This window comes from Lysinibacillus sp. LZ02, from assembly GCF_050613145.1.
In the GTDB taxonomy this organism is placed as follows: Bacteria; Bacillota; Bacilli; order Bacillales_A; family Planococcaceae; genus Lysinibacillus_B.
The window spans coordinates 3964340-3979638 of the sequence record NZ_CP192507.1; the positions used below are offsets into that span (position 1 = coordinate 3964340).

Consider the following 15299-nt stretch of genomic DNA (forward strand, 5'->3'; position numbering starts at 1 on the left):
CTAATGTAAATTCATTCAATGTTAGGTGGATATTATGAAACGAAAAATAATTGCTATATGTATTTTGCTTATCCTGATCTGTGCTGGGCTTATATTATCGATTTCGATGTCTCCTACGAAAGAGATCAACATCGATATCGCGCAATCTCCAAGAAAACCCGTGATTATCGTGACAGTCGACTCGCTCATGACAGAACCGCTAAAAAAAGCAATACAAGATGGAAAAGCACCTGCCTTCTCATTTTTAGTGAATAAAGGACAATTATATCCCGATTTCATTAGTTCTTATCCGACAATGTCCGTCACCATTGATAGTACATTGCTAACAGGTACTTATGCGAACGAACATAAAATTCCAGGTCTTATTTGGTTTAAGGAAGATGAAAACCGAATGATTAGTTACGGTAGCGGTATTAGTGAAATGTGGCATAATGGGCTAAAAAATGTGGCGCTTGATAGCGTCATCCGCTACAATCAAGAACATTTAAGTAAAGATGTACAAACGATTCACGAGGAATTAGCAAACCGACAGCTTCAATCTGCTTCTATTAATGGACTGTTATTTCGCGGAAACGTGCAGCATCAAATGAATGTGCCAAAGCTCATTTCACTCGTTAACCTTTTACCAGAGGACCTTGAAATGAACGGACCAACATTACTATCACTTGGCGCATTATCTCAATATAACCCGAAAAATGATCGCCATAAATTGGCGTGGGACCGCCTCGGCTTCAATAATGATTTTACGATCAATGAGTTGAAATTTCTCATTCAACAAGATAAATTGCCATCCTTTACACTCGCCTATCTTCCTGATGCTGATGCAGAAATACACAAAAGTGGGCCGAATGATTTAAAAGCGATTGAAAAAGCCGATGCATCACTTCAACAATTATTTGATACGTATGCATCGTGGGAAGAGGCGATTGAAGAGGCGACATGGATTGTCCTTGGTGATAGCGGTCAATCCTTTATAGGGAAAGATAAGGAAAGCTCACTAATCAATTTAAATGATGTACTAAACAATTATTCCTTTTGGGAACGCAAAAATAAAGATGCTCAAATGGCGATTGCCATTAATGAACGAATGGCCTATATATACGTAAATGATGACACGATACCACAAGCAGAGGTCGTCGACACATTAAAGAAAGAGGAAAGAATTCATTTTATTGCTTGGACAGAGGGTGGAATAAACTATGTAGCCAGTCCGCAAAGCGAGCAACTACTGACATTTTCACCAAACGGACCGTATATAGACCCGTACAAACAAACGTGGACAGTTGACGGGGATGTCACTATTTTAGATGTTACACTGGCTGAACAAAACACGATTCAATACAATCATTATCCTGATGCGCTTGCAAGACTCCACGGAGCACTTCATTCGCAGGAAGGGAATGTTCTAATCGTTGATGCCAAGCCGTATTTTGAGTTCATCACAGAACATACCCACGACCATGCTGGCGGTGGTGCACACGGTTCGTTGCATAAAATGGATTCTGTCGTCCCGGTGATCATTGCCGGAACAGATGAAAAACCGCCATTTAACCGGCTGGTGGATCTAAAAGAATGGATTCTTCAATTAGTAGGTGGCTCGTAAATGACGAGTCACCTACTGTCTTTTCTTTAGATTACTTCCGTAGATTGCCGAACAAGCTTCTTATAGTAGGCATGCTCTTGCAATAGCTCCTGATGTGTGCCTGTACCTGAAATACGTCCATTTTCTAGCACGATAATTTGGTCCGCATGTGTAATCGTTGATAAACGATGCGCAATAATAATCGTTGTGCGTCCTTCCATCGCTTGTTGTAATGCTGCTTGCACATATTTTTCGGATTCATTATCTAAGTTGGATGTTGCTTCATCAAGCAGTAAAATCGGTGGATTACGTAAAATGGCGCGTGCAATCGCGATACGTTGGCGTTGGCCACCTGATAATTTGATGCCCCCTTCCCCAACTTGTGCGTCTAAACCACCCTCTAACGTTTGCACAAAATCCCATGCATGTGCTTTTTGGAGCGCCTCAATAATTTCCTGTTCCGTTGCATTCGGTGTACCGTACTGCACATTTTCTCGTACCGTACCATTCATCAGGGGACTTTCTTGCGAGACATAACCAAATAATCCACGCCAATCATCTAAACAGAGTTGCTCAATCGATTGCGTGCCGTAGTAAATGGCACCCTCTTTTAGCTCATAAAAGCGTTCTATTAATGAAAACAGCGTCGTCTTTCCGCCACCACTTGCACCGACAAGTGCCGTTGTTTTGCCAGCCGGAATAGTCAGAGATAGCTGATTAAAAATAGGCTTATCTCCATATTGAAAAGCGACAGCATCAAACATAATATTAGCTTGCTTTGTGTCCAGGTGAGCTACTCCTCCTTGCTCTACGGGATAAGCAAGCAATTCATGCAATCTTTCTGTTGCACCAAGCGCCTTTTGAAGGGAGGTAAAAAACGTGGCCATTTGGGTAAACGGTACGATAATTTGTACTAAATAAAACATAATCGCGACGAGCGCACCAGCAGAAATCGCGCCTGTTGCCACTTGTGCGCCCCCATAGCCAAATAGCAAAATGAGCACAAGCATCATGACAAGCGTCATAATTGGCGATAAAATAGCGAGCACTTTCGCTTCCTTTAAACCGAAGCGATATAAATTAGCAATTTGTACTTTACCCTTTTCCTTTTCTAGCGGCTCTGCTTGATACGCTTTTACGAGGCGAATATTTGTCAGCACTCGACCTAAGTTCCCCGAAAAACTTGCTAGCTCATCTTGATTAGCTTTTGCAATTTGATTCATCTTCTGCCCTAATGGGAGCATCACAACAATGGATAGTGGCACCGCAATGAGCATCAGCAATGTCATTTTCCAATCAATCCATAGCAAAATCCCGACTGAACCAATAATCGTCAATATCCCTGTAAAAAACGTAATAATATGTTGGGTAATTAATTCTTTTACTACATTCGTATCTTGCGTGATACGGCTCATCGTTTCTCCAGATTCATGTACATCAAAATACGCAATACGTAGCTGGAGTACATGCCCCCAAACCCGCTCTCGAATGGCTGCAACAATTTTCTCACCAATTGTTGTCATCATGTAAAATGCGATTCCTGAAATCGCTGCTTGCACGATGAGCACTACCGCTACGAAAAGAAGGGCTAGAAAGGAAATGTCCCCTTCCGCAAACCGATTGATCATATCCATTGTTAACAGTGGGACAGCTAATCCTACCCCTGTCTCAATAATGCCAAGTACGATGGCTAGAACAATGAGTCCTTTTGGTGGATTTGCCTGCTTGACTAGTTGCCATAATTTATTTGGCTGAAATGTACTTTTCTGCACCAATACTACCTCCCTCAATTTAAAGTTACTCAATCTTCTATCTTCTCCCTTGTGCCCCCATTATAGAGGCTCACGTAACGTAAGAATCAATAAAAACAACTACAATTTTCACATAAAAACCCCCATATAGCTTTCTGATGTACTCGCTATTGAGGGTATCGTATTATTTATTTACTTTTACTTCTCCAAGGAATGTCGTGTGTAAAAACGCTAACCTTTTCCCCATTTCTTCAGGCGTACTTTTAAAACCTTGTTTAATCCAATAAATGAACAGACCTAAAAATGCATAGGTTTCATAAAAATTAATGGCCTCTTTATCAAACCATATTTCTTGTTGCAACGTTAAATCTTTACGCCCAATACTTCCTAGTGTCTCGCAAAATGTATTTTGCGAACCTGGAATAACTTCACCTATCAGCATCAGTGAAAACACGAATTGATTGTTATAGACAAATGTAAAAATGGGAATGCTCAGTGTAGGATCCGATAATGTAAACGTCTCTTTTCCTTTATAACTATCTCGATAGTATTGAGCCAGCTCGTCTAAATAGTCTTTAAAAATATCCGCTAATAACTGTGTACTATCTTCATAATGAGAATAAAATGTCACCCTATTACAACCAGCTACTTTTGCAATTTCTGTAATTGAAATAGCTTTAAAGTCTTTTTCTTTTACTAAAGTTAACACTGCATCTTTTAATTTTTTCCGTGTTCTTATGATGCGTCGATCTTCTGTTACCACTTGCAAAATCACCTAATTTCATACAATCTTTTCACAAAGTATAGCATGAATACGTGTACGATGCTTTTCTCATTCCACCATTAAAACTATCGAATATTCCGAAAGTAACGTCTTTTTAATAATGAAGTGCTTTAAATTGACACTCCATACCCTATTCTGTTAATTTACAATTGTAGTTTATATTTATCATACATATCATAAAGGAACTGTGAGTTTTTTCATAGATTCCTTTTTTTCCTATGATATGTTGAATACAGAGCTTACCATATATAACATTGGTAAAAACAAGTTCGCTGTTATTATTATATTTAGGAGGAGTTTCATTATGGCTCGTTTAGAAGGTAAAGTTGCAATTATTACAGGTGCTGCTCAAGGTATGGGTGCTGCACATGCAAAATTATTCGTTGAAGAAGGCGCAAAGGTTGTCATCACTGACTTAAATGAAGAAAAAGGTCAAGCATTAGTAGCTGAATTAGGTGAAAACGCAGTATTTGTTAAACAAAACGTAGCAAACGAAGCAGATTGGGCTACAGTCGTTGCTACAGCAGAAGAAGCTTTCGGTCCAGTAAATGTTTTAGTAAATAACGCTGGTATCACAATGGCTAAATCATTGATGGAAACAACGGTTGAAGAGTACCGTCGCATCGTAGAAATTAACCAAGTGTCTGTATTCTTAGGGATGAAGGCTGCACTTCCTTCAATGCAAAAGGCTGGGGGCGGTTCAATCGTTAACATCTCTTCTTTAAACGGTTTAGTTGCTGGTGCAATTGGCTACACAGATACAAAATTCGCTGTACGTGGTATGACAAAAGCAGCGGCAATGGAAGCGGCTCACTACAACGTTCGCGTAAACTCTGTACACCCAGGTGTAATCGCTACACCAATGGTAGTACAAGAAGATACAAAAGCAGCAGTAGAAGAATTTGCAAAGCACATTCCATTACAACGTGTGGCGCAACCAGAAGAAGTTTCGAAAATGGTATTATTCTTAGCATCTGATGACTCTAGCTACTCTACAGGTTCTGAGTTTGTAATCGACGGCGGAATAAGTGCACGATAACCATTCAAAAAGACTGCATGGGCAATGCAGTCTTTTTATTATTTATATGATGATTGACCACTGTAAAAAACGTAGCTTTAACTATCTAAAGCTACGTCCCTGTTTTAATTAAATCCAAACCATACTGTTAAGATGCACGCTCTGACCAATGTCGCTTAATTTTATAACCTACTATAAACAGAATGCCTAAATAGAGCAATATTAAAATAACTGTGCTTAACTCATTATCCTCAAACTGATTCCCTGCCAAAGTGAAAGCTAAAATTGTCGGTAACTTTCCTAAAATAGTGGCAAAAAAGAAGGCTCCAAGACTGATCATTGATACACCAGCAATCATATTAACCCCAGCTGATGGCAGCACTGGTATTAGTCGACCTATTAGTATTGCTAAAAATCCGTTGCGTTCAAGCAAATGAAAAAAACCCGTTACGCTATGCCATTTGCTAACCTTTCGTAGTGCCCAATCCTGCAAAAAGTAACGGCAAGTAATAAACATTAAAACAGAGCCACACACTGTTCCACCTAAATTTATTAATAACGCTATAGGAATCGAATATTGCGCTCCAATGGCACTAGCAATAAGCGGAATGGGCATCGCCGGTACAAATGCGAGTACTGTCATTAGAACAAAACCAAACCAAGCCGTAAATAACGAATTTCCTTCAATTAATCCTAATAGAAACTGTTCCATCACACACTCCTAAAGTTTTAATACTCTCTTCATAATGCTATACACACTTATTTGCTCAAAAAATAGACTATCAATTACTCCAATCTATTTTCATCCCTCTATAGAATATTTCAAGAGAATCATCAGCTCAATAATTACCCACTGGAAACTAAAAAATCCTAGTAGCGTAACATTAAAATATAGCATCACACGAAAATACCTTTCAAAACAATCCATATATCTATTATCTCAGCATCTATGTTTTATACTATATCTCGCTATTCATTAATACGACAAAATAAAAAAGTATGCAGCAATCGCTACATACTTTAGATGACCCGTACGGGATTCGAACCCGTGTTACCGCCGTGAAAGGGCGGTGTCTTAACCACTTGACCAACGGGCCATGGCTCCGAAGGTAGGACTCGAACCTACGACCAACCGGTTAACAGCCGGTTGCTCTACCACTGAGCTACTTCGGAATAATATAATGGTGGGCCTAAATGGACTCGAACCATCGACCTCACGCTTATCAGGCGTGCGCTCTAACCAGCTGAGCTATAGGCCCATTTATATGTAATGGTGGGTCAGGACGGAATCGAACCGCCGACACTTAGAGCTTCAATCTAATGCTCTACCAACTGAGCTACTGACCCATATAAATGGCGGTCCCGACCGGGATCGAACCGGCGATCTCCTGCGTGACAGGCAGGCATGTTAACCGCTACACCACGGGACCATTTGGTTGCGGGGACAGGATTTGAACCTGTGACCTTCGGGTTATGAGCCCGACGAGCTACCGAGCTGCTCCACCCCGCGATAATATTATGATTGCTGAAGTTTGATTCTAGTTCACCATTTTCTTTTAAATAAAAATGGCGGAGGAAGAGGGATTCGAACCCCCGCGCGGTTTAACCCGCCTGTCGGTTTTCAAGACCGATCCCTTCAGCCGGACTTGGGTATTCCTCCGTATAAATGGTGGCTACCGAGGGAGTCGAACCCACGACCTTTCGGGTATGAACCGAATGCTCTAGCCAGCTGAGCTAGGTAGCCATTGAAAATAATATTTGGTGGAGCCTAGCGGGATCGAACCGCTGACCTCCTGCGTGCAAGGCAGGCGCTCTCCCAGCTGAGCTAAGGCCCCAGAGTCGGAATGACAGGATTCGAACCTACGACCCCTTGGTCCCAAACCAAGTGCTCTACCAAGCTGAGCTACATTCCGAGTTTAAAAATATGGCGCGCCCGACAGGAGTCGAACCCATAACCTTCTGATCCGTAGTCAGACGCTCTATCCAATTGAGCTACGGGCGCATAATAAATGGTGCCGAGGGCCGGAATCGAACCGGCACGGTGGTCACCCACCGCAGGATTTTAAGTCCTGTGCGTCTGCCAGTTCCGCCACCCCGGCATATTGGAGCGGAAGACGAGGTTCGAACTCGCGACCCCCACCTTGGCAAGGTGGTGTTCTACCACTGAACTACTTCCGCAATATGCTGTAATTTTTATTCTGACAGTATATAAAATTAAATAATGCAAATGAAGAGAATGGAACTCATACGTCTTCTAGCGTTAGCTCCTAAACGTATTCTGTCCGCTACCACTGCATAAATATTATGAAATGGTGAGCCATGAAGGACTCGAACCTTCGACCCTCTGATTAAAAGTCAGATGCTCTACCAACTGAGCTAATGGCTCTAAATAAATAATGGGGCGACTGATGGGAATCGAACCCACGAATGCCGGAACCACAATCCGGTGCGTTAACCACTTCGCCACAATCGCCATTGTTGTTAATAGTGATCAATTCACACAGCTTCAAAACCTGGCAGGGGCAGTAGGAATCGAACCCACACCAAAGGTTTTGGAGACCTCTATTCTACCGTTGAACTATGCCCCTAAATGGTGGAGGGGGACGGATTCGAACCGCCGAACCCGAAGGAGCGGATTTACAGTCCGCCGCGTTTAGCCACTTCGCTACCCCTCCAAGGGATGGTGCCGGCGATAGGAGTCGAACCCACGACCTACTGATTACAAGTCAGTTGCTCTACCAACTGAGCTACACCGGCATAAATATGGTGGAGGATGACGGGCTCGAACCGCCGACCCCCTGCTTGTAAGGCAGGTGCTCTCCCAGCTGAGCTAATCCTCCTGGGTATGATGCCTAGCGATGTCCTACTCTCACAGGGGGAAGCCCCCAACTACCATCGGCGCTAAAGAGCTTAACTTCCGTGTTCGGTATGGGAACGGGTGTGACCTCTTTGCCATCATCACTAGACTATGGTCGACCTCCAATACACGGCGTATGACTGTGTCTTGAAGCTCTCTTTTAAGAAAGAAGTTGTTCTTTCAAAACTGGATAAACGGTGCATTGTGCAATTCACAAAATGTGGTTAAGTCCTCGACCGATTAGTATTCGTCAGCTCCATGTGTCGCCACACTTCCACCTCGAACCTATCTACCTGATCGTCTTTCAGGGGTCTTACTTACTTGCGTAATGGGAAATCTCATCTTGAGGGGGGCTTCATGCTTAGATGCTTTCAGCACTTATCCCGTCCATACATAGCTACCCAGCGATGCCGTTGGCACGACAACTGGTACACCAGCGGTATGTCCATCCCGGTCCTCTCGTACTAAGGACAGCTCCTCTCAAATTTCCTACGCCCACGACGGATAGGGACCGAACTGTCTCACGACGTTCTGAACCCAGCTCGCGTACCGCTTTAATGGGCGAACAGCCCAACCCTTGGGACCGACTACAGCCCCAGGATGCGATGAGCCGACATCGAGGTGCCAAACCTCCCCGTCGATGTGGACTCTTGGGGGAGATAAGCCTGTTATCCCCGGGGTAGCTTTTATCCGTTGAGCGATGGCCCTTCCATGCGGAACCACCGGATCACTAAGCCCGTCTTTCGACCCTGCTCGACTTGTAGGTCTCGCAGTCAAGCTCCCTTGTGCCTTTACACTCTACGAATGATTTCCAACCATTCTGAGGGAACCTTTGGGCGCCTCCGTTACCTTTTAGGAGGCGACCGCCCCAGTCAAACTGTCCGCCTGACACTGTCTCCTACCCCGCTAAGGGGCATGGGTTAGAAATTCAGTACAACCAGGGTAGTATCCCACCGACGCCTCCACCGAAGCTAGCGCTCCGGTTTCTCTGGCTCCTACCTATCCTGTACAAGTTGCACCAAATTTCAATATCAAGCTACAGTAAAGCTCCACGGGGTCTTTCCGTCCTGTCGCGGGTAACCTGCATCTTCACAGGTACTATAATTTCACCGAGTCTCTCGTTGAGACAGTGCCCAGATCGTTACGCCTTTCGTGCGGGTCGGAACTTACCCGACAAGGAATTTCGCTACCTTAGGACCGTTATAGTTACGGCCGCCGTTTACTGGGGCTTCAATTCATAGCTTCGCTTGCGCTAACCACTCCTCTTAACCTTCCAGCACCGGGCAGGCGTCAGCCCCTATACGTCACCTTACGGTTTTGCAGAGACCTGTGTTTTTGCTAAACAGTCGCCTGGGCCTATTCACTGCGGCTCTCTCGGGCTTTCACCCTACCAGAGCACCCCTTCTCCCGAAGTTACGGGGTCATTTTGCCGAGTTCCTTAACGAGAGTTCTCTCGCACACCTTAGGATTCTCTCCTCGACTACCTGTGTCGGTTTGCGGTACGGGTACCTCCCACCTCGATAGAGGCTTTTCTTGGCAGCGTGAGATCAGGAACTTCGTCCATACGGACTCGTCATCACAGCTCAATGTATTAGTACGCGGATTTGCCTACGTACACACCTTACTGCTTGAACAGAGACAACCAACGCTCTGCTTACCCTACCCTTCTGCGTCCCCCCATTTCTCAAACGGTGGGGAGGTAGTACAGGAATATCAACCTGTTGTCCATCGCCTACGCCTGTCGGCCTCGGCTTAGGTCCCGACTAACCCTGAGCGGACGAGCCTTCCTCAGGAAACCTTAGTCATACGGTGGACAGGATTCTCACCTGTCTTTCGCTACTCATACCGGCATTCTCACTTCTAACCGCTCCACCAGTCCTTCCGGTCTGACTTCAGCGCAGTTAGAACGCTCTCCTACCACTCACACCAATGGTGTGAATCCACAGCTTCGGTGAATCGTTTAGCCCCGATACATTTTCGGCGCAGCGTCACTCGACCAGTGAGCTATTACGCACTCTTTAAATGATGGCTGCTTCTAAGCCAACATCCTGGTTGTCTAAGCAACGCCACATCCTTTTCCACTTAACGATTACTTTGGGACCTTAGCTGGTGGTCTGGGCTGTTTCCCTTTTGACTACGGATCTTATCACTCGCAGTCTGACTCCCGTGCATAAATATCCGGCATTCGGAGTTTGTCTGAATTCGGTAAAGCGAGATGCCCCCCTAGTCCAAACAGTGCTCTACCTCCGGTATTCTCATCACGAGGCTAGCCCTAAAGCTATTTCGGAGAGAACCAGCTATCTCCAGGTTCGATTGGAATTTCTCCGCTACCCACACCTCATCCCCGCACTTTTCAACGTGCGTGGGTTCGGGCCTCCAGTGAGTGTTACCTCACCTTCACCCTGGACATGGGTAGATCACCTGGTTTCGGGTCTACGACCACGTACTACATCGCCCTATTCAGACTCGCTTTCGCTGCGGCTCCGTCTTCACAACTTAACCTCGCACGTAATCGTAACTCGCCGGTTCATTCTACAAAAGGCACGCTATCACCCATTAACGGGCTCTAACTACTTGTAGGCACACGGTTTCAGGTTCTCTTTCACTCCCCTCCCGGGGTGCTTTTCACCTTTCCCTCACGGTACTGGTTCACTATCGGTCACTAGGTAGTATTTAGCCTTGGGAGATGGTCCTCCCGGATTCCGACGGAATTTCACGTGTTCCGCCGTACTCAGGATCCACTCTGGAGGGCATGTACTTTCGACTACAGGGCTATTACCTGCTCTGGCGGACCTTTCCAAGTCGCTTCGCCTAATACATGCCTTTGTAACTCCGTATAGAGTGTCCTACAACCCCAAGAGGCAAGCCTCTTGGTTTGGGCTCTTCCCGTTTCGCTCGCCGCTACTCAGGGAATCGAATTTTCTTTCTCTTCCTCCAGGTACTTAGATGTTTCAGTTCCCTGGGTCTGTCTCCAGTACGCTATGAATTCACGTAAAGGTACTACGCGATTAAACGTAGTGGGTTCCCCCATTCGGAAATCCCCGGATCAAAGCTTACTTACAGCTCCCCGAGGCATATCGGTGTTAGTGCCGTCCTTCATCGACTCCTAGTGCCAAGGCATCCACCGTGCGCCCTTAATAACTTAACCAAGTTATACTTGAACAACGTTCAAGATTTTAAGTTGACACGTCAATGTTACTTGACTTGTTTTGACTCTTATCTATTTAAAATAGAAATTTGTGTTTGCTTTCAATGTCGTTTTATCCAGTTTTCAAAGAACAAAGCTACTGACTTCCATCACATCGTGATATGCATCAGTGTATTTGCTACATGCAGCTTTGCGACGATAGCGCAAGCGTCAGGAGCAAGGTATTTAGAAAGTCATAAACTTTCAAAACTGAACGCAAAACGTTAACTACTGACCATGTCAGTATTCCGAAAATATCCTTAGAAAGGAGGTGATCCAGCCGCACCTTCCGATACGGCTACCTTGTTACGACTTCACCCCAATCATCTATCCCACCTTCGGCGGCTGGCTCCAAAAGGTTACCTCACCGACTTCGGGTGTTACAAACTCTCGTGGTGTGACGGGCGGTGTGTACAAGGCCCGGGAACGTATTCACCGCGGCATGCTGATCCGCGATTACTAGCGATTCCGGCTTCATGTAGGCGAGTTGCAGCCTACAATCCGAACTGAGAACGGTTTTATCGGATTAGCTCCCCCTCGCGGGTTGGCAACCGTTTGTACCGTCCATTGTAGCACGTGTGTAGCCCAGGTCATAAGGGGCATGATGATTTGACGTCATCCCCACCTTCCTCCGGTTTGTCACCGGCAGTCACCTTAGAGTGCCCAACTGAATGATGGCAACTAAGATCAAGGGTTGCGCTCGTTGCGGGACTTAACCCAACATCTCACGACACGAGCTGACGACAACCATGCACCACCTGTCACCGTTGTCCCCGAAGGGAAAACTATGTCTCCATAGTGGTCAATGGGATGTCAAGACCTGGTAAGGTTCTTCGCGTTGCTTCGAATTAAACCACATGCTCCACCGCTTGTGCGGGCCCCCGTCAATTCCTTTGAGTTTCAGTCTTGCGACCGTACTCCCCAGGCGGAGTGCTTAATGCGTTAGCTGCAGCACTAAGGGGCGGAAACCCCCTAACACTTAGCACTCATCGTTTACGGCGTGGACTACCAGGGTATCTAATCCTGTTTGCTCCCCACGCTTTCGCGCCTCAGCGTCAGTTACAGACCAGAAAGTCGCCTTCGCCACTGGTGTTCCTCCAAATCTCTACGCATTTCACCGCTACACTTGGAATTCCACTTTCCTCTTCTGCACTCAAGTCCCCCAGTTTCCAATGACCCTCCACGGTTGAGCCGTGGGCTTTCACATCAGACTTAAAGGACCGCCTGCGCGCGCTTTACGCCCAATAATTCCGGACAACGCTTGCCACCTACGTATTACCGCGGCTGCTGGCACGTAGTTAGCCGTGGCTTTCTAATAAGGTACCGTCAAGGTACAGCCAGTTACTACTGTACTTGTTCTTCCCTTACAACAGAGTTTTACGAACCGAAATCCTTCTTCACTCACGCGGCGTTGCTCCATCAGGCTTTCGCCCATTGTGGAAGATTCCCTACTGCTGCCTCCCGTAGGAGTCTGGGCCGTGTCTCAGTCCCAGTGTGGCCGATCACCCTCTCAGGTCGGCTACGCATCGTCGCCTTGGTGAGCCGTTACCTCACCAACTAGCTAATGCGCCGCGGGCCCATCCTGTAGCGATAGCAGAACCATCTTTCAACTTTCTAACATGTATTAGAAAGTATTATTCGGTATTAGCCCCGGTTTCCCGGAGTTATCCCAAACTACAGGGCAGGTTGCCCACGTGTTACTCACCCGTCCGCCGCTAACTTTCAACTGATGCAAGCATCAAATGAAAGTCCGCTCGACTTGCATGTATTAGGCACGCCGCCAGCGTTCGTCCTGAGCCAGGATCAAACTCTCCATAAAAGAATTTGAGTAAGCTCAAATTTGCTGGCATCATGTTTGATGTCCAAAATTTTGTTTCTTATTTAGAAACATTTATTGTTAACGTTTTGCTTGTTCAGTTTTCAAAGTTCATTTCGTTAAGTTGTTTTGTTATGTCTTAACGACTTGTCTTATATTACAGGCTTATTGATAAAAGGTCAACACTTTTTTATAAAAAAATATCCGTTACGCTACATTTTTTAAAACCTTCCTATATTATATAGAAAAAAATTTTACCTATTTATTAAATAAACTGTTTAAAAAGCAGCTAATTATTTTTTAGTTTGGTGAAAATATTGGTGATCATACACTAACAAAATTCCCCGTCTTAAAAATGATTATGTAAATCGTTGAAGATTTTTATAAGGTTTTTCTCACCCCAAAGAGTTGATTGCACATTAATAGCAAGCACTTTGGAAAATGGCTCAGATGAACATCCACTATTTATAAACTAACCCCGGACAAATCTACTTTTTAAAAGTATCTATTATCCGGGGTTCTGTTTACACAACCATCCTAATCAATTGTTCATTGTTGCTCGATTTCTTCAATCAATTGCGGAAGTTGCTCCATCGTTTCGATTGTAAAATGGGCACCAACTGTTTTAAAATTTTGATGTGTTGAGTGGAACACATACTGTTTTTGTTCTTCATCTAATGCTTCTCTTATATCAGAAGTCGTGTCTCCTACTTTCACAATTTTTTCGTACAGCCTGTAAGCCTAGTCTTTTTAGATTTTCAAAAGCCCCTTGTGCGTACTAATTGGAAAAACATCATTTTTTCGAATTCTTGCATTACATTCCTCCCTATACCCTACGTTTATAATGAGTATTTATGTGAATGCATCACGGCTTCTCTAGCTGCTCTTCATAGATGTTCATTACATGATCGACATAAAAATCTGCCCCTTCCAACCAATATGATTGACTTCCTGCCCCCGTTTCTAAATAGACTTCCTGCCCCTGTGCATCTACTGTCTGCATACCAAAATAATACGATGACGGTGTTCCTAATATAGATGAAAATAAAGAATCTTGCTGAATAGGCGTCATCGCTGAAATAATGCTCAGCCAATTTTCAGGGATGGGCTGCAACCCGTATAGATTTTCCGTTAAGTCGATATTCATTTGAAGCTGTATACGTGGTGTGTAGAATTGATTATTGTCTCCAGAAATAGAGTAGTAGCGATCCTGTAAAAAAAGAATATTCATTTGTGTCGCCTCTTCTTGTGGGGCAAAATGCCATATAAAATAATAGCTCGTCGGAGCGTTCGCACGTAACTTCCATATCTTTAATTGCCCATTCCATTCATAGCCGACTAGCTTCCACCCCGAAAGCTTAAAAGCCCAGTAACTCATTCCGCTTCGACCGTCCTCTGTTGTAAACGGGACAAAACGATAAGACGTTTCTGCTTCTAAAACGTCTAATACCTTTACCGTACGGTTAATACCTTGTTTATTGAGCACCTCAACAATCTCTTCAGTAGTTAAAAACGGTGTTGGTTCACGATAATAAAGAGTCACAGTGCCTAAGCCTATTATGAACATAACGGCTAATACAATTATCCATCTCTTATTCATCCTCATCACCCTCCTGTAAAATGGAGTGCTCGGAACGGAAATAATATTGTGTTTTTGTTGTAGATACAAGTATCCCCTTTCCGTCTCGTTCAATATAAATACTAGCTGCTATATCACTTCCCCATTTTGGTTCATGACCAATCACCAAATATGGGAATCGCTCTTCTACTTTTGTCCGGTCATCGTATGCATACGTTGCATTGTACCATTCATCTACAAAAAATGTGGCTGATTCAAAGCCCGTTAATGCTTGCTGTAGATCATCGATTACGTGACGTTGCTGTTTCGCAGAGGGGTGAAGATTTTCAATTTCAATATCACTTTTTGCCCCTATATACGTCGATACATCCTCTGGCGGATAAATCCATTGATGACTAGGCATCACAACAACCGACATTGCTAAAAATAAATAATTGCTGAAAAACCCTAACCAAGCAAACTTTCGATATTTCTTCCAAGCCCCTTCACGCTTACGTAACAAAGCAAACAAAATCCATACGCCTAGAGGAAAAATGGCGATTTTTATAGTCGTATCTTGAAACGGAAATGTTAGGCTAAATGAGAATAAGCCTACTAGTATAGCTAAAATCAACTTCCAAATCGCTAGAGATACTTGCTGTTTTCTCACTAATTTTGAAGCGATAAATATGATTATCCCCCAACATAAAATCGTACTAGTTAACGCTAAAATATTCATACAGCAC

8 protein-coding genes, 19 tRNA genes and 3 rRNA genes are annotated in these 15299 nt (G+C 44.3%); 2 read left to right on the forward strand and 28 right to left on the reverse strand.

Annotated elements, in window-relative coordinates; translation table 11 throughout:
* The first annotated feature begins 34 nt into the window (after nucleotides 1-34).
* The gene (locus ACQQ2I_RS19095; RefSeq protein ID WP_431028340.1) at nucleotides 35-1603 is read left to right on the forward strand and encodes an alkaline phosphatase family protein; all 1569 of its coding nucleotides are present in this window, start codon (nucleotides 35-37) and stop codon (nucleotides 1601-1603) included.
* 26 nt (nucleotides 1604-1629) lie between these two features.
* On the opposite strand, the gene ACQQ2I_RS19100 is transcribed toward ACQQ2I_RS19095, so the two are convergent.
* Complete coding sequence (locus ACQQ2I_RS19100; RefSeq protein ID WP_431028341.1) at nucleotides 1630-3354, reverse strand: ABC transporter ATP-binding protein; 1725 nt, start codon at nucleotides 3352-3354, stop codon at nucleotides 1630-1632.
* 163 nt (nucleotides 3355-3517) lie between these two features.
* Nucleotides 3518-4096 carry a TetR/AcrR family transcriptional regulator gene (locus tag ACQQ2I_RS19105; RefSeq protein ID WP_431028342.1) on the reverse strand — a complete coding sequence of 193 codons (579 nt, stop codon included), beginning with the start codon at nucleotides 4094-4096 and terminating at the stop codon, nucleotides 3518-3520.
* Between the two features lie 325 nt (nucleotides 4097-4421).
* On the opposite strand from ACQQ2I_RS19105, the gene ACQQ2I_RS19110 reads away from it, so the two are divergent.
* Entirely contained in the window at nucleotides 4422-5156 is a 735-nt protein-coding gene (locus ACQQ2I_RS19110; RefSeq protein ID WP_431028343.1) for a glucose 1-dehydrogenase, read from the forward strand.
* Nucleotides 5157-5283: 127 nt separating this feature from the next.
* On the opposite strand, the gene ACQQ2I_RS19115 is transcribed toward ACQQ2I_RS19110, so the two are convergent.
* The 26 genes from ACQQ2I_RS19115 to ACQQ2I_RS19240 all read right to left on the reverse strand — a co-directional run bounded on the left by ACQQ2I_RS19115 (nucleotide 5284) and on the right by ACQQ2I_RS19240 (nucleotide 15292).
* Entirely contained in the window at nucleotides 5284-5847 is a 564-nt protein-coding gene (locus tag ACQQ2I_RS19115; protein ID WP_431028344.1) for a TVP38/TMEM64 family protein, read from the reverse strand.
* Between the two features lie 313 nt (nucleotides 5848-6160).
* A tRNA-Glu gene (locus ACQQ2I_RS19120) sits at nucleotides 6161-6232 on the reverse strand.
* A gap of 1 nt (nucleotide 6233) precedes the next feature.
* Nucleotides 6234-6308 (reverse strand) — tRNA-Asn (locus ACQQ2I_RS19125).
* Between the two features lie 9 nt (nucleotides 6309-6317).
* Nucleotides 6318-6394 (reverse strand) — tRNA-Ile (locus ACQQ2I_RS19130).
* 12 nt (nucleotides 6395-6406) lie between these two features.
* Nucleotides 6407-6482 (reverse strand) — tRNA-Phe (locus tag ACQQ2I_RS19135).
* 7 nt (nucleotides 6483-6489) lie between these two features.
* Nucleotides 6490-6565 (reverse strand) — tRNA-Asp (locus ACQQ2I_RS19140).
* A gap of 3 nt (nucleotides 6566-6568) precedes the next feature.
* Nucleotides 6569-6645 (reverse strand) — tRNA-Met (locus ACQQ2I_RS19145).
* A 57-nt stretch (nucleotides 6646-6702) separates the two neighbouring features.
* Nucleotides 6703-6795 (reverse strand) — tRNA-Ser (locus ACQQ2I_RS19150).
* A 7-nt stretch (nucleotides 6796-6802) separates the two neighbouring features.
* Nucleotides 6803-6879: transfer RNA gene (locus ACQQ2I_RS19155), tRNA-Met, on the reverse strand.
* A 15-nt stretch (nucleotides 6880-6894) separates the two neighbouring features.
* Nucleotides 6895-6970 (reverse strand) — tRNA-Ala (locus ACQQ2I_RS19160).
* A 4-nt stretch (nucleotides 6971-6974) separates the two neighbouring features.
* Nucleotides 6975-7048: transfer RNA gene (locus ACQQ2I_RS19165), tRNA-Pro, on the reverse strand.
* 12 nt (nucleotides 7049-7060) lie between these two features.
* A tRNA-Arg gene (locus ACQQ2I_RS19170) sits at nucleotides 7061-7137 on the reverse strand.
* A gap of 8 nt (nucleotides 7138-7145) precedes the next feature.
* Nucleotides 7146-7234: transfer RNA gene (locus ACQQ2I_RS19175), tRNA-Leu, on the reverse strand.
* Nucleotides 7235-7238: 4 nt separating this feature from the next.
* Nucleotides 7239-7313: transfer RNA gene (locus tag ACQQ2I_RS19180), tRNA-Gly, on the reverse strand.
* Nucleotides 7314-7445: 132 nt separating this feature from the next.
* Nucleotides 7446-7521 (reverse strand) — tRNA-Lys (locus ACQQ2I_RS19185).
* A gap of 11 nt (nucleotides 7522-7532) precedes the next feature.
* Nucleotides 7533-7608, reverse strand: a tRNA-His gene (locus tag ACQQ2I_RS19190).
* Nucleotides 7609-7649: 41 nt separating this feature from the next.
* Nucleotides 7650-7723, reverse strand: a tRNA-Trp gene (locus ACQQ2I_RS19195).
* Nucleotides 7724-7726: 3 nt separating this feature from the next.
* Nucleotides 7727-7810, reverse strand: a tRNA-Tyr gene (locus ACQQ2I_RS19200).
* A gap of 6 nt (nucleotides 7811-7816) precedes the next feature.
* Nucleotides 7817-7892: transfer RNA gene (locus ACQQ2I_RS19205), tRNA-Thr, on the reverse strand.
* A gap of 7 nt (nucleotides 7893-7899) precedes the next feature.
* A tRNA-Val gene (locus ACQQ2I_RS19210) sits at nucleotides 7900-7975 on the reverse strand.
* A gap of 10 nt (nucleotides 7976-7985) precedes the next feature.
* A 5S ribosomal RNA gene (rrf, locus tag ACQQ2I_RS19215) occupies nucleotides 7986-8101 on the reverse strand.
* A 111-nt stretch (nucleotides 8102-8212) separates the two neighbouring features.
* Nucleotides 8213-11140: ribosomal RNA gene (locus tag ACQQ2I_RS19220) — 23S ribosomal RNA — on the reverse strand.
* A 303-nt stretch (nucleotides 11141-11443) separates the two neighbouring features.
* Nucleotides 11444-12998: ribosomal RNA gene (locus tag ACQQ2I_RS19225) — 16S ribosomal RNA — on the reverse strand.
* Together the 16S, 23S and 5S rRNA genes with 19 tRNA genes alongside form the textbook arrangement of a ribosomal RNA operon.
* Nucleotides 12999-13544: 546 nt before the next feature.
* Nucleotides 13545-13712 (reverse strand): hypothetical protein, encoded by a 168-nt coding sequence (locus tag ACQQ2I_RS19230; RefSeq protein ID WP_431028345.1) that lies wholly within the window; start codon nucleotides 13710-13712, stop codon nucleotides 13545-13547.
* Nucleotides 13713-13860: 148 nt separating this feature from the next.
* Nucleotides 13861-14595 (reverse strand): hypothetical protein, encoded by a 735-nt coding sequence (locus ACQQ2I_RS19235; protein WP_431028346.1) that lies wholly within the window; start codon nucleotides 14593-14595, stop codon nucleotides 13861-13863.
* Nucleotides 14588-15292 (reverse strand): hypothetical protein, encoded by a 705-nt coding sequence (locus ACQQ2I_RS19240; protein WP_431028347.1) that lies wholly within the window; start codon nucleotides 15290-15292, stop codon nucleotides 14588-14590. Before ACQQ2I_RS19240 ends, ACQQ2I_RS19235 begins: the two co-directional genes overlap by 8 nt.
* Nucleotides 15293-15299 lie beyond the last annotated feature (7 nt).